At 33.5% G+C, this 14032-nt stretch carries 14 protein-coding genes; 2 read left to right on the top strand and 12 right to left on the bottom strand.

Going from position 1 to position 14032, the window contains the following annotated elements; genetic code table 11:
- Positions 1 to 70: 70 nt before the first annotated feature.
- Positions 71 to 1783 carry an ABC transporter ATP-binding protein gene (locus Q0977_RS03220; RefSeq protein WP_119415872.1) on the bottom strand — a complete coding sequence of 571 codons (1713 nt, stop codon included), beginning with the start codon at positions 1781 to 1783 and terminating at the stop codon, positions 71 to 73.
- 573 nt (positions 1784 to 2356) lie between these two features.
- On the opposite strand from Q0977_RS03220, the gene Q0977_RS03215 reads away from it, so the two are divergent.
- Complete coding sequence (locus Q0977_RS03215; RefSeq protein WP_299510554.1) at positions 2357 to 3646, top strand: dicarboxylate/amino acid:cation symporter; 1290 nt, start codon at positions 2357 to 2359, stop codon at positions 3644 to 3646.
- Positions 3647 to 3725: 79 nt separating this feature from the next.
- On the opposite strand, the gene Q0977_RS03210 is transcribed toward Q0977_RS03215, so the two are convergent.
- Positions 3726 to 4367 (bottom strand): HAD hydrolase-like protein, encoded by a 642-nt coding sequence (locus tag Q0977_RS03210; protein ID WP_119415870.1) that lies wholly within the window; start codon positions 4365 to 4367, stop codon positions 3726 to 3728.
- Between the two features lie 95 nt (positions 4368 to 4462).
- Here Q0977_RS03210 and Q0977_RS03205 point away from each other — a divergent pair, with 95 nt between their 5' ends.
- Positions 4463 to 4630 (top strand): hypothetical protein, encoded by a 168-nt coding sequence (locus Q0977_RS03205; protein WP_158582353.1) that lies wholly within the window; start codon positions 4463 to 4465, stop codon positions 4628 to 4630.
- A gap of 120 nt (positions 4631 to 4750) precedes the next feature.
- Here Q0977_RS03205 and Q0977_RS03200 read toward each other — a convergent pair whose 3' ends face one another.
- The 10 genes from Q0977_RS03200 to speB form a co-directional block, all read right to left on the bottom strand.
- Positions 4751 to 5416 (bottom strand): HAD family hydrolase, encoded by a 666-nt coding sequence (locus tag Q0977_RS03200; RefSeq protein ID WP_119415869.1) that lies wholly within the window; start codon positions 5414 to 5416, stop codon positions 4751 to 4753.
- On the bottom strand, positions 5413 to 6171 hold the full coding sequence (locus Q0977_RS03195) for a hypothetical protein (RefSeq protein WP_119415868.1): 759 nt from the start codon (positions 6169 to 6171) through the stop codon (positions 5413 to 5415). Before Q0977_RS03195 ends, Q0977_RS03200 begins: the two co-directional genes overlap by 4 nt.
- Before the next feature lie 178 nt (positions 6172 to 6349).
- Positions 6350 to 6832, bottom strand: a complete 483-nt coding sequence (locus Q0977_RS03190; RefSeq protein ID WP_299510544.1) for a GNAT family N-acetyltransferase — start codon at positions 6830 to 6832, stop codon at positions 6350 to 6352.
- Positions 6833 to 6972: 140 nt separating this feature from the next.
- The gene (locus Q0977_RS03185; RefSeq protein ID WP_299510542.1) at positions 6973 to 7695 is read right to left on the bottom strand and encodes an amino acid ABC transporter ATP-binding protein; all 723 of its coding nucleotides are present in this window, start codon (positions 7693 to 7695) and stop codon (positions 6973 to 6975) included.
- Positions 7688 to 8350, bottom strand: coding sequence for an amino acid ABC transporter permease (locus tag Q0977_RS03180; protein ID WP_119415865.1), 663 nt, complete (start codon positions 8348 to 8350; stop codon positions 7688 to 7690). Before Q0977_RS03180 ends, Q0977_RS03185 begins: the two co-directional genes overlap by 8 nt.
- Positions 8351 to 8371: 21 nt before the next feature.
- A complete protein-coding gene (locus tag Q0977_RS03175; RefSeq protein WP_119415864.1) occupies positions 8372 to 9160 on the bottom strand; it encodes a transporter substrate-binding domain-containing protein in 789 nt (262 codons plus the stop codon).
- A 331-nt stretch (positions 9161 to 9491) separates the two neighbouring features.
- A complete protein-coding gene (locus tag Q0977_RS03170) occupies positions 9492 to 10454 on the bottom strand; it encodes a hypothetical protein (RefSeq protein ID WP_299510538.1) in 963 nt (320 codons plus the stop codon).
- A gap of 249 nt (positions 10455 to 10703) precedes the next feature.
- Positions 10704 to 11486 (bottom strand): transporter substrate-binding domain-containing protein, encoded by a 783-nt coding sequence (locus Q0977_RS03165; RefSeq protein ID WP_119415913.1) that lies wholly within the window; start codon positions 11484 to 11486, stop codon positions 10704 to 10706.
- 19 nt (positions 11487 to 11505) lie between these two features.
- Positions 11506 to 12813 (bottom strand): aspartate aminotransferase family protein, encoded by a 1308-nt coding sequence (locus Q0977_RS03160; protein WP_119415862.1) that lies wholly within the window; start codon positions 12811 to 12813, stop codon positions 11506 to 11508.
- A gap of 323 nt (positions 12814 to 13136) precedes the next feature.
- On the bottom strand, positions 13137 to 13997 hold the full coding sequence (gene speB, locus Q0977_RS03155) for an agmatinase (RefSeq protein WP_119415861.1): 861 nt from the start codon (positions 13995 to 13997) through the stop codon (positions 13137 to 13139).
- Positions 13998 to 14032: the final 35 nt, after the last annotated feature.

Raw genomic sequence — 14032 nt, 5'->3', positions numbered from 1 at the left:
ATTACTGACTCGTGCTCAAGGGGTATCTATTAAAAATATTATTTCTACTTTTATAAAATAAAGATTTTGATTAAATCATTTGATTTCGATGTAAGTTTGCTAGAATTCCGTCCCGCTCTACCAATTGATCATACTTACCACTTTCAGCGATACCATTTTTCGTCACAACAAATACTTGGTCTGCATTTCTAACTGTTGCTAGTCGGTGTGCAATTATAATCGTTGTGCGATTTTCAGAAAGCTCTTCAAGTGAGTGTTGAATGATTTTTTCTGTTTCAGTATCGAGTGCAGAAGTTGCCTCATCAAGGATTAGGATTGGTGGATTTTTTAGGAACATACGTGCAATCGCTAAACGTTGTTTTTGACCGCCTGATAATTTCACTCCACGCTCTCCAATTTCCGTTTCAAAACCTTGTGGCAACCCTTCTATCAATTCAAGTATATTAGCCTTACGTGCCGCTTCTTCGATTTCTTCGATTGAGGCATCTAACTTTCCATATGCAATGTTTTCTCGAACAGTACCTGTAAATAAGAAAACATCTTGTTGTACAATGCCGATATTTTCACGCAATGACCTTTGAGTCATCTTCTTAATATCAAGACCATCAATTGTAATGCCCCCACCTGTCACGTCATAAAAGCGTGGAATAAGGGAACAAATCGTCGTCTTACCAGCTCCTGATGGACCAACAAGCGCAACTGTTTGCCCTGCTTGAATCGAAAAATTGATATTTTGTAAAATAGGAAATTTGCCATCATAGCTAAAGTCAACTTCATGGAATGTAATATCCCCTGCTAATTGTTTAACAGCTATAGCATCCGGTTGATCTATCACATCAGGCTCTTCATTCAGCATATCTCGAAAACGTTTAAAGCCTGCCATCCCCTTTGGATACATTTCTAATAAAGCACTAATTTTATCAATCGGTTTTATCAATACATTTGTAAATAACACGAAACTAACGAGTTCACCATAAGTTAATGTACCTTTGAAGCTGTACCATGCCCCAACAATTAAAACGATTAGCGTTAATAGACGTGTTAAAAAGTAAATACTTGCATGTGTAGAAGCCATCACACGATAGGCAAATAATTTCGCATCTTTGAAAATACTATTTTGCTTTTCAAAGAGTTCCATTTCATGCGTCTCATTCGTAAACGATTTAACAACCCGAATCCCTGAAATACTGTCTTCTACCCGGCCATTAACATCAGCAATTTTACTGTACATCGTGGCCCAACCTTTGTTCATCAGCTTGTTACTTATAGAAATAACGAAAATTAGGATTGGCACCATTATTAAAACAATAAGTGCTAGTTGACTATTAATATTAAACATTAATAGAAATGCGCCAACAAACGTCATAATCGCAATAAAGAAATCCTCTGGGCCATGGTGAGCAAATTCCCCGATATCGAACAAATCATTCGTAATACGGCTCATAATATTACCTGTTTTCATATTATCAAAGAAGCGAAACGATTGCTTCTGCATATGATTAAATAGCTCTTGACGCATATCCGTTTCAATATAAATGCCAAGCTTATGTCCTAAATAATTGACGATATAATTTAATACGGTACTTAGTAAATATACTAAGAATAAGAGGAAACTAATTTTTGTGATTTCTCCCCATTCTCCTGTCGGTAATAGACTATCGATAAACCATTGTACCGCTACAGGGAATGCCAACTCTAAGATAGCAACAAAAATTGCGCTAAAAAAATCGATATAAAATAAGCGCTTATGTGGTTTGTAATATGAGAAAAATTGTTTCAGCATACAGATCCTTTCACGCCTATAGTAATCAACGATAAACATATAGGCTTGTTTATTTTTATGTAGCATCTTCCAGATTGTTCTTTGCATAATTCGCATTTTTCAATTACACATAATAAGCATAATTGCTAATATGCAGATTACGATAATTCAATAAAAAACGCAGCCAACGTTCTAGTCTAACTCATTAATGATAATATTTCTCAATTAAATATGTCAATAATATTTTATGGTTAGTATTGCTTTTTGTAAGTATATTTTGTATTAATTTCCCTTAGTGCCTATGTTTTTATTTTATATAGACTAGCGAGGCTTATAATTCTATGCAAAAATCTATAAAACTGTATTAATACAAAAAAGACAAAATTCATCTGTTACAAAAAAATCAAGAACTCAATTAGTTTGATAGAAATCCTTCTTATTCCTTCTATTACCTAGCTTTTAAGCTATGTCCATCAGACAAGACCAAAATAACCAAAAAGACTTTTAAAACCATAATATTGTAAACGTTTTCTTTTTCAGTATGATGTGAATAAGCGAGAAAATAACAGATAAATAGAGAAAGAAGGCGAAATAATGAAATTCAACTTTAGAAGTTTAACCTTTCAAGTAATTACAGCAATTATTATCGGTATTATTGTAGGGGCGATCTTCCCCGAATTAGGCGTTCAACTAAAAGTGTTAGCGGATATCTTTATTAAATTAATCAAAATGTTGATCGCACCAATTATATTCTTAACGGTTGTGATTGGTATTGGAAGTATGGGGAATTTAAAAAAGGTTGGTAAAATTGGTGGTAAAGCATTAATCTATTTTGAAGTGGTATCGACAATTGCTTTAGCTATTGGATTGGTTGTCGTTCATTTTGTAAACCCAGGTCATGGTTTGGATACTTCAGCTGCAAAAGGCGGCGATGTGTCTGCGTATACAACAGCAGCAGCTGAAACGGAGCAAGGACTTGTAGCATTTATCATGAATATCGTGCCTGATAATTTCTTCGGTTCTTTAGCAGCTGGTCAATTATTACCCGTCCTATTTTGTGCGATCCTTTTTGGTGTAGCGGCTGCTTCTCTTGGTGAAAGCGCAAAACCTGTTATTAAACTATTTGAACAAGTTTCGGAGATTTTCTTTAAAATTATTAATATGGTGATGAGACTTTCGCCTATCGGTGCATTTGGTGCCATGTCATACACAATTGGTAATTTTGGACTTGAATCCTTAAAATCACTTGGTCTATTAATGGCTGCTGTTTATATTACTATGTTCTTATTTATTGTTTTCATCCTTGGAGCAATTGCAAAATTCTATGGCTTTAACATTTTAAAATTTATCGCCTACATTAAAGATGAGATTTTCCTTGTTGTCGGAACTTCGTCTTCAGAGTCGGCACTTCCATCTATGATGAGAAAATTAGAGAATTACGGATGTTCTAAACAAGTGGTTGGTCTTGTGGTTCCAACTGGCTATTCTTTCAACCTTGATGGTACGTCTATCTATCTTTCAATGGCCGCGATGTTTATCGCACAAGCATATGATGTGCCAATGTCTATTTGGCAACAACTCACTTTACTTGGAATATTAATGTTAACTTCAAAAGGTGCTGCAGGGGTTACAGGTTCTGGTTTCATCACTTTAGCTGCGACATTAGCCGCTTTCCCGATGATTCCGGTAGAAGGTATCGCATTATTAATCGGTGTGGACCGCTTTATGTCTGAGGCACGTGCGGTTACTAATCTAATTGGTAACGGTGTTGCAACTGTTGTTATTTCGAAAAGTGAGAAAGAATTTGATCCTACTGGAGCACACAATAAGGTTGTTGATGAACCGGAAGTTAGTCCTTCAACAAGTCCAGAAATAACAGCATGATTTGCATGATAAAAACCGTTCTAGAAAGTGCTAGAACGGTTTTCTTATGGAATTCATCATATTTTCTTACCATGTAAACTTATACAATCGTTAAAATTTCTTTAAAATTATCAATGACATAGTTTGCTTTATTTAATTCCGTTTCTTGTGCAAAATCAAATCGAACACCAATGGATGTTAAATTATTGTCTAGAGCTGCTTTTATGTCCGAAGAACGGTCACCAATCACAAAACCTTCTGCAATCCCATTCTCACTTTTCACTAAATGCACAAGTTCTGATTTATTTCCTGATGGAATTACATCAATACTATAAAATCCATGTATAAAACGATTTAATCGAAACTGTTCCACAATTGCTTGTAAATATGGTATTTGCCCATTACTTGCTATGTATAAAGGGTATGTCTTTGATAATTGGGCTAATGTTTCTTCCACGCCTTCGTACAGAGCCCCATTCCCTTTCGTTATTTGTTGAATAAGTTCATCTAGAAACCACTGATTCGTATTGTTATGTACTTCCAAAGTATGTTGAGGACATAAAGTTTCCCACACAACGGGTAATGGGACCCCCATAATTTCACGATATTGATCTATCGGGGTTTTGTCGTGCCATAATTTTTTCATACGTAACTTTTCAAATGTAGCTTCAAGAGCAGGTTCTAATATTTTATTCGTCTGAAAAAGTGTACCATCCATATCAAAAATAAGAGAAGTAGTCATCTAAAATCTCCTTTGATTTTTTGTATTTTTACATAAAGAAATGTAATATAATAGAAAAGTAAAAATCTATATCGACCATGAAATGAGGTTATAAAATGTCTTCCAATCAACAATCTTCACAAAACTCATCTGAAAAGAAACAATATACGACTGAAGAAATGCTACAAGAAATTCAACGTCTAGCAGGCTTACTACAAAGATCCGATATTACAGAAGCTGAATATTTAAAGGAAAAAGAGAAATTGATCAATATGATGAAATAGAATCTCTTATAAATAACCAGGTTATGCTATTAACCTGGTTATTTTCTTTTAAGATGGTTTATTCAAAAGAGCTTTATATGTTACCCTACCCAATCTCGGTTTTTAATGGGAAACTTTAGTTTACATAATAAATTTATTTATAATATTTGGTAAATCTAATAAATCGTCCACCACATATTCTGCTTCTACATTGTTCCACTGAGTATTCTTCTTCCAAATGGCTATCATTCCAACATTTTTAGCTGCTTTTATATCATTTTCAAGATGGTCCCCAACATATACGCTTTCAAAAGCATTCACTTCTAGCTTTTGTAATGCCCTATGAAAAATTTCTGGATTAGGTTTTTTAATATTTTCCCACTCGGAAATTAAAATCGTATCCATAACTTTGTCCAAACCTAATGCAACGATATTATCCATCTGAAATTGACATTTGCCATTTGTAATAATGCCTAATTTATATTTTTGAGACTTCAAAAGATGTAACATCTTAAATAGATTAGGAAAAGCAATGCAATGATGATGAAAATTCTTTATATAATCATTTAACAATTCGTCAGCAGAAATATTTTGAATTTTAAATTCATCTACTAATTGCCTGTAAACTTGATCTTTCCATGTATAGCCATGATTATCTAATTCGATAAATCGATCTATATATAGTTGCTTAGGAATGTGATGAATGCAATTGCTGAATCGTTCATATTGATCGTTGATAAATGACATAAGGGACAAATCACGATTTAATAGCGTGCCATCAAAATCAAATAATATAGCTTTAATCAAATAGAACCTCCGAAGAAGGAACTCAATCCAAAATACTTAGTCAAAGGTACTTTTCGACCTTCTTTATCCCAATTATGATATTCCTTAAATAAAGCCTTCAGATCATGATTAGCATGCACTTCTACTAAATGCTTCACAGCAAGATAACTGCGCCAATAATCAAACATAATACTTGATAAATTACCTTTATATGTACTACTTCCAAAGTTATCTATTGATTGTTTTCCATATTGATCATTAAATGCTTCTACTAATTTCGTTTCTGCGTTCGTTATATCATTAAATTCTTTCTCATTTAACAGTATTTTACGAGGTAAGAAAAAACACATTCCCTCTTCGAACCAAATACTATCTTCTCGTTCATCTTCAAACTCATCCAAAAACAAATCTGAATGATGTGTTAGTTCGTGTGCTAATATGATAAATACTTGGTTTTCGGAAAAATTCTCGTAAAACTTTCGAACATTTGGAAGCTCTTTATTGTCTAATTGCTTTACAAGTATCTTCCTCCATGTTTCTATATCTGGTGACATATATATTAAGTTTTTATTTGTATAGGCAGGGATAGGTACTTCAGAGAACACTGTAGTTGCTAATTCTTCATTCGTCCATAAAATTCCCTTTGGTAAGTCCTTCAAAGCATATTCACTTTCAAGTATTTGTTGATATTCCTTTAATTTAATTGCAAATCGTTGTATTGTATCTTGGTATTTTTTATATTCTTCAATACTTTCAAATGCAAAGATATGTTTCATGATTATATTGCCCTCCGCAATGAATGAACATTCTAATTTTTTAGTTTATTAGTAATCTAAGTATCCAACAAAAAAACTCCAACGTTACTGTTACTATTCCTTTTCTAAATCTACACTTGGCGCTACTAAACGAATATTATTTTGCATTCTCCTCACTCCATATCTATTAGATGATAAATTACAAAATCTTAGTCATGTTATACCAAACTTCCCCACCATGCTCTGATTGAGAGATTCCGTTATTTACGTACCCGTGTTTTTCGTAAAATGGGATTAACCTTTCTAAGCATGTTAATGTAACAGCTTTGCGATTCTTACTCTTTGCATCTGTTTCAAGATGAGTTAATAATGCTGTTGCAATTCCTTTTTTTCGATGCATTGGATGTACAGCTAAACCTAATATACTTTGAACTCCACCCGTTTTTGGATTTTCTTTTGTTTCGCTAAATAAATCGTCTGTAATATAATCTCTTTCCATCACAGGACCATTAACAAAGCCAACGATTTCTCCATTGTCTTCAGCTACAAAAAAGCTATCTGGAATCATACGAATTCGATTGACAAAAGCAACCTCTGTTGCAGCCTCTTCTTTTGTGAAGCTTAAGTTTTCGATTTCTATTAAACGGTCTAAATCTTCTATTGTTACTTGTCTAATATTCAAAGTTACATGCACCTCAAGTTGTTTTTTATCTATTGTCTATCAAAACCCACATTTTGTAAATAGATGAGTGAATTTCTTAATGAAAACGCAAAAAAACACCTAATCATCATCACTGACAATTAGGTGTTTCGAGTATTAGATTATAAAACTTTCTCTAAGAAGTCTCTTGCACGTTGTGTTGATGGGTTTTTGAAGAATTCTTGAGGAGCTGCATCTTCGATTAAATGGCCTCCATCTAAGAAGAATACACGGTCCGCTACTTCACGGGCAAAGCCCATTTCATGTGTAACGATTAGCATCGTCATACCTGTTTTTGTTAATGATTTCATAACATCTAGAACTTCTTTAACCATTTCTGGGTCAAGTGCTGATGTTGGTTCATCAAATAACATAATATCTGGTTCCATTGCTAACGCTCTTGCGATGGCAACACGTTGTTTTTGACCACCTGATAGACGGTTTGGATATTCGTCTTTTTTATCAAATAAGCCAACTTGTTTTAACAGTTCTCCACCACGTTTTTCAGCTTCAGCTTTAGATAATTTACTTACTTTCATAGGAGCATATGTTAAGTTCTCCATTACGGTTTTGTGTGGGAACAAATGGAAGTGTTGAAAAACCATACCGACTTTTTCGCGAACTTTCATCAAATTCGTTTTTTTCTCCGTGATATCTTGTCCGTTAATAATTATCTTACCGCTCGTTGGCATTTCTAGTAAGTTGATACATCTTAAAAAGGTAGATTTACCAGAACCAGAAGGACCAATGATTGCAATAACTTCGCCATCTTGAATTGTTGTTGAAATGCCTTTTAGCACATCGTTTTTGCCGTACGACTTGTGCAAATCTTGTACATTAATCACTGACTCTCATCCTTTTCTCAACTAATTTACCAGCATAAGATAAAATTAGTACGATAATATAGTAGATTACCCCTGCAATTAGCAATGGTTCTATATAGTGGAATGTTGCACCACCGACAATGTAGGCACGACGCATGACATCAAGAGCACCGATTACTGTTACAATTGCAGACTCTTTTGTTAATGAAATAAATTCATTCATAAGAGCTGGAATAATATTTTTTAATGCTTGTGGTAAGATAATATCTTTCATCATGCTAGCATAAGAGACACCTAGAGCTTGAGCTGCTTCGCTTTGCCCTTTATCAACTGCCATGATACCACCACGGATAATTTCTGAGATATAAGCTGCTGAATTTAATGAGAATGCTAGAATTGCAGCAGGCATAGGTTGAATATCAACATTTGGGAACATTTGTGGAATTCCCATGTAAATAATGATTAATTGTAAAACAAGTGGTGTACCACGGAATACGGAAGTATAAAAGTCAGCTAGCCATTTAAGTGGCTTAATGCCACTTAATTTGACTAGTGATAGTAAAACTCCAAGAATAAAACCGAGGACACACGCAATTGCAGCAATTTCTAATGTAACGACGATCCCTTTAAGAATATAGGGAATCGAAGGTATAATTGGCGTGAAATCCAAATTCATTTATAGAACCTCTTTCCCTTATTAATCGACTTTGAACCATTTAGCTTTCATTTTATCAATTTCTCCAGCGTCATCTAATTCTTTAACAGCTTTGTTGAATTCGTCAACTAATTTACTGTCTTTAGAGAAAGCAGCTGCTTTCTTTTGATTTTCAACGCCTTCAATGTTTGAGTATTTTAAATCATTATTTTGTTTCACATAGTTTTTAGCGACGATATCTTCAAGGACAATTGCATCAAGTCGACCAAGTTTTACTTCTTGGATTAGCTCAGGTACACGGTCACGAGTTTCAACTTTTACGCCATTCACTTTATCTTTAATAGCATTAGCTGTGTCTTCTTCAATAGAAGATACTTGAGCGCCAATTTTTTTACCTTTTAAATCGTCAATGCTTTTAAAAGTTGTGTCTTTTTTAGTAATGATAAAATCTTGTGTATCATAGTAAGAATCAGTAAAGTCTACTACTTTTGCACGTTCTTCGTTTGGTGTAATACCAGCCATTGCAAAGTCTATTTTTTTAGCTTGTACTGCTGGGATTAAACTGTTGAATTCCATATCTTGAATTTTTAGTTGGTATCCCATTTTCTTTGTGACTGCATTTGCTAAGTCTACATCAAAACCAATAATTTCATCTGATTTAGCAGAATCAATGTATTCAAATGGGGCAAAGTCTGCTGATGTTCCCATTACTAATACTTTTTTGTTTTGATTATCATTGTTATCTGTTGCAGTTTTATCAGAATTAGATCCACATCCAGCTAGTGAAAGTGATAATACAGCTGCTGCTGCAAATAACCATTTCTTTTTCATGTTGAAAAACTCCATTCTATTGTTGTTATATATATTCTTTCATTTGAGTGTTTTAAGTATCTGATTTTCATACGGGTATACTACAAATAATGAATATATATTAATTTAGTTTTATAAATATAATAACATAAATATTTTAAAACTAAAGTCCTTTTCATAATAATGTGCAATTTTTTTTGATTTATGTTTCACAAAAGTATAATTTATGTCGAAAAAATATCGTCTTTTATGAGATTTTTGTCGCATTTTCTTATTCCTCGGGTAATATTTTTAAAATATTTCCTGTACTTTTATCTCTTTTTATAGGTTAATACTTACATCTAAAGTAATGCTAGTCCCATCGTTTACCCAATTTATACTGTGCTAGCAAACATACCTCAATTATAAATAAACTGACAACAATATATTTTCCACCCTCAATAACAATTGTTCTTGCATTTCCCAATAAACTTATTGCCGGTAGATGGATTGTAAAGTTTACATACATACCAAAAGTAAAATTCCGAACCCATTGAGTTGGATGATAAATGAACAGAGCGTCCTTTATACCAAATTGTTGAATACGAAAAATACTTCGAGTTCCTTCTATACTTTCTACAATGAAAAACACAATCGTCACGAATATCCAATAATAGATGAGCCATTTCCCTGAAGAATTGAATGTTACTATTAATGCTAAACCGGTGATTGATAATCCACCATGTATCGTGCAATTTGTCATTTTCCAATTTAATATTACAGTCTTTAGCGTATTTTTCATCAAATAGAGACTGCGCCCGATCAACATTAAGCTAATCACATAAAATGTGGCACCAACAACGATCAATAAGAACGCAAATTCAATAGGAAATTCCGCTTTGAATATCGTTTCTCCTCCTATTACTAAAGATTGCGTTGATACACATGATAATACGATAACGCCATTCAATTTTTCTATAAATTTTGGTTTTCTTATATAAATTGAATAATTCCGTATAATAATTCCTAAATAAAACAACCAAATTAGAAAATCGATGATATAAAGTCCAATGCTTACAGTCGTTAAATGTGGAAAATGATAAGTTATATTCAATATGATGACGGATGTTGCTGCAACCCAAGTTCCTATTGTGAAACTGTTAATCGGATCTTTTAGATGATTGTTATAAAAAGCCCCCTTTTTTATATCCATTAATAATAACGAAATAATACATCCATAAGCACCAAATAATAGTATTGCCAAAGAAGTTTCAATTCGCTCATTATAAAAAGCGAATTTTTGAATTAAACCAATCTGCATAATTCCAAATGCCATTATGATTGCACCTGAATTTGTTGGAATTGAATGAACTCCTTTACGTATAAAGAGTTGTATTAATATCCAGGTATACAGAATGAAAAAAACGAAATAATACATTTAAACACGACCTTTTAAAAGTTACATCATTCATTATAGCGAAATATAATCATTTGTTAATCAGAAATTAAATATGCATAAAAAAACCCCTATTTCTCAATGTATTTCACATTAAGAAATAAGGGTTTGGGATTGTTACCTTCAGAATTATTTTACTTTAAACCATTTAGCTTTCAATTCGTCAACTTTTCCTTCTTTAGTAAGCTCATCCAATGCTTTGTTAAATTCAGCAGTTAACTTACTGTTTTCTGGGAATGCAGCTGCTTTTGATTGGTCTTCTTGGTCTTCAATTATATAGTAACCAAGTTCTTTATTTTGTTTTAAGTAGTTTTCAGCAACAATATCTTCTGTTACTAATGCGTCGATACGGCCTAATTTAACTTCTTGTATTAATTCTGGGACACGGTCACGACTTTCAAGTTTCACGCCTTTAATCTCTTTAGCTAATGATTTAGCTAAATCTTCTTGGATAGAAGAAGTTTGTGCGCCAATTTTTTTCCCTACTAAATCGGCATCTGATTTGATACCACTATCCTTTTTGACAACCATGTACTCTTTTGTATCGTAGTAAGATTTAGAGAAATCAACTACTTTATCACGATCTTTATTAGGTGTCATACCAGCTAATACGAAGTCCACTTTATCAGCTTGTAATGCCGGGATTAAACTATTAAATTCCATATCTTTTACTTGTAATTTATAACCCATTTTTTTAGTTGCTGCTTTGGCAAGGTCAATATCAAAACCGATAATATCGTCAGATACTTTTGCATCAATGTATTCAAATGGTGCATAATCTGCTGCTGTACCCATTACTAATACTTTTTCTTCTTTTGTATTATCTGCTGATTTGTCGGAACTGTTTGAACCACATCCTGCTAATGATAGTGATAATACTGCTGCTGCTGCGAATAACCATTTTTTCTTCATTTTCATGTTAAAAACTCCCTTATTTCAATTCTTCTTTGTATTTTTGTATAGCGTTATCTAACATTGTTAGTCCATCATCAATTTGTTCTTTTGTAACAGTAAGTGGTGGAATCATTCGGATTACTTCCCCTTCGTTCCCGCAAAGGTAGAAAAGCACCCCTTCTTCTAATGCTAAATCTAGGATTCTTTTTAAAGCTTTTCCGTCTCCAAGTCCAGTTTCTGCATCAATGACGTCGATTCCTATCATTAAACCTGTTGCACGAACTTCTCCGATACAATCGTATTTATCTTGGATTTTCTTAAGTTGTTCAACCGCATATGCTCCAACTTCTTTAGAGTTTTCAACAAGATGTTCTTCTTTGAAAACTTCGAGTGTAGTAAGTGCTACTGAACAAGCAATTGGATTTCCTCCAAATGTAGTACCATGAGAACCGATTGGCCATTTTTTCATTAGTTTGTGACTTGCGACTGTTGCACTTAGTGGAAGACCTGAGGCAATGCCTTTTGCGATGGCCATAATATCTGGTGTTACGCCAAATGTTTGGGCTGCAAACCATTCACCAGTTCGTCCAAAACCTGTTTGCACTTCATCAAAAATCAATAATATTCCATATTGATCACATATTTCACGGATTTTTTGTAACCATTCTTTTGGTGGAATGACATAACCACCCTCACCAAGAACAGGTTCTACAATTACCGCTGCCACTTCTTCTGGTGTTACTTGATGTTTGAATAATTGGTTAAAATCGTGTTCTAGCTTGTCCACTACATATTGAATTGGGTCTTGACCCATTGGTGCTTCTTTCACATTTGCATATGGTATTTGATAAGACAGATGTGATGGTTGCATAAATTTACGATATTTTGCTTTCGAAGTGGTTACACCAAGTGCACCCATTGAGCGTCCGTGGAAACAACCTGTAAAGGAAATCACATATGGACGTTGCGTTGTGAATTTAGCAAGTTTTAAAGCACCTTCAACGGCTTCCGTTCCACTATTTCCATAAAAGAAACAATCTAAATCTCCTGGAAGAATTTCACCAAGTTGTTTGGAAAGTTCTAAAATTGATTCATACATGATGACCCCAGATGGTCCATGGATCAATTGATCAGCAGCGTCTTTAATGCTTTGCACGATTTTAGGATGACGGTGTCCTGTATTAGCAACTGCAATTCCTGATGTAAAGTCTAAATATTTTTTACCGTCTGCCCCGTAGTAGTAACAACCTTCCTCTTTTACTACAGGTAAATTTGGGTGATCTTTAGCCATACTTGGTGCTAAATAATTCCCCATATTGTCATATAAATCGAGCCAACTTTCCATCGTAATTCCTCCAATAATTTTTTGAAAATAATTAATTTAATATTTATACATATATTATCATAAATATTAAAAAGGTAAATAGTTTTTTAAAAATAAATATATAAATTTCTTTGTTTTTTATAATTTTTAGGTATTTATATACCTCATTTTTCTCTAAATAGAAATATTTAGTTTAAATAAATTATGGATATTTGACAATTTCGAATAATTTCTATATTAAACACATATTCATTGTGAATTTTTATACAAAAAAACAGGATTGCTGATAATCTCAACAGTCCTGTTTTTTCTTTGAAATTAAAGTTACGCATTAAAAATCTTATTTATTTCCCTACAGTGAGTAGCATTTCACGGATTGTTTTACATGCAACTGCAGTGGAAGCGCCGGATGGATCATAAGATGGTGATAGTTCAACAACATCGGCTGCAACGATATTGTTTAGTTTTTGCAATTGTTGAATACCGTTTAATAATTCGTTATACGTAATCCCCCCTGGTTCTGGTGTTCCTGTACCTGGAAATGTTCCGGGATCAAGTACGTCTAAATCAATGGTTATATATATAGGAAGATTCTCTAATTTTTCTACAATTTTTCCCAAAGTATTGATTGTGAACCGCTCCATATAAGTATGTTCCTTCGCCCATTCGAATTCTTCTTTTAGACCTGAACGGATACCAAACTGAAAGATTCGTCCATCCCCTAAGAACTCATGACAACGTCTTATAATTGAGGCATGAGAGAGTTTTTCTCCCATATAGTCTTCACGTAAATCGGTATGTGCATCTATATGAATTACATGTAAATCTGGATACTTTTCATAGACTGCTTGAATAGTTGGATAACTTACTAAATGTTCTCCTCCAACCATGACGAATTTTTTGTCATCTGCAACAATTGAACGTGTATAAGATAAAATTGCATCCATTGTTTTTTGTGTATTTCCGAGCGGAAGTTCTACATCTCCACTATCATAAATCGCCATATCCTCTAAATCTCGCTCCAGATATGGTGAATATGTTTCTAAACCATATGAGTCTGGTCGAATTGCTTGCATGGCAAAACGTGTGCCTGGTCTAAAACTTGTCGTACCATCAAACGGAATACCGAAAAGTACAAGGTCTGATTCTTCATACTGATTGTCGCATCCTATGAATGTTGAAACATTTAATGATTTATGTTGCATTTATAATTTACTCCTTCATTTGCTTGATGGTATTC

It is taken from the genome of uncultured Rummeliibacillus sp., from assembly GCF_934216135.1.
Lineage (GTDB): Bacteria > Bacillota > Bacilli > Bacillales_A > Planococcaceae > Rummeliibacillus.
This window is presented reverse-complemented; position numbering and strand designations above follow the sequence as displayed.

Excerpts from the sequence above, each read along its gene's own strand:
- Q0977_RS03220 (WP_119415872.1), bottom strand. The coding sequence starts at position 1,783 with ATGCTGAAACAATTTTTCTCATATTACAAACCACATAAGCGCTTATTT.
- Q0977_RS03215 (WP_299510554.1), top strand. The coding sequence starts at position 2,357 with ATGAAATTCAACTTTAGAAGTTTAACCTTTCAAGTAATTACAGCAATT.
- Q0977_RS03210 (WP_119415870.1), bottom strand. The coding sequence starts at position 4,367 with ATGACTACTTCTCTTATTTTTGATATGGATGGTACACTTTTTCAGACG.
- Q0977_RS03205 (WP_158582353.1), top strand. The coding sequence starts at position 4,463 with ATGTCTTCCAATCAACAATCTTCACAAAACTCATCTGAAAAGAAACAA.
- Q0977_RS03195 (WP_119415868.1), bottom strand. The coding sequence starts at position 6,171 with ATGAAACATATCTTTGCATTTGAAAGTATTGAAGAATATAAAAAATAC.
- Q0977_RS03180 (WP_119415865.1), bottom strand. The coding sequence starts at position 8,350 with ATGAATTTGGATTTCACGCCAATTATACCTTCGATTCCCTATATTCTT.
- Q0977_RS03175 (WP_119415864.1), bottom strand. The coding sequence starts at position 9,160 with ATGAAAAAGAAATGGTTATTTGCAGCAGCAGCTGTATTATCACTTTCA.
- Q0977_RS03170 (WP_299510538.1), bottom strand. The coding sequence starts at position 10,454 with ATGGCATTTGGAATTATGCAGATTGGTTTAATTCAAAAATTCGCTTTT.
- Q0977_RS03165 (WP_119415913.1), bottom strand. The coding sequence starts at position 11,486 with ATGAAGAAAAAATGGTTATTCGCAGCAGCAGCAGTATTATCACTATCA.
- Q0977_RS03160 (WP_119415862.1), bottom strand. The coding sequence starts at position 12,813 with ATGGAAAGTTGGCTCGATTTATATGACAATATGGGGAATTATTTAGCA.
- speB (WP_119415861.1), bottom strand. The coding sequence starts at position 13,997 with ATGCAACATAAATCATTAAATGTTTCAACATTCATAGGATGCGACAAT.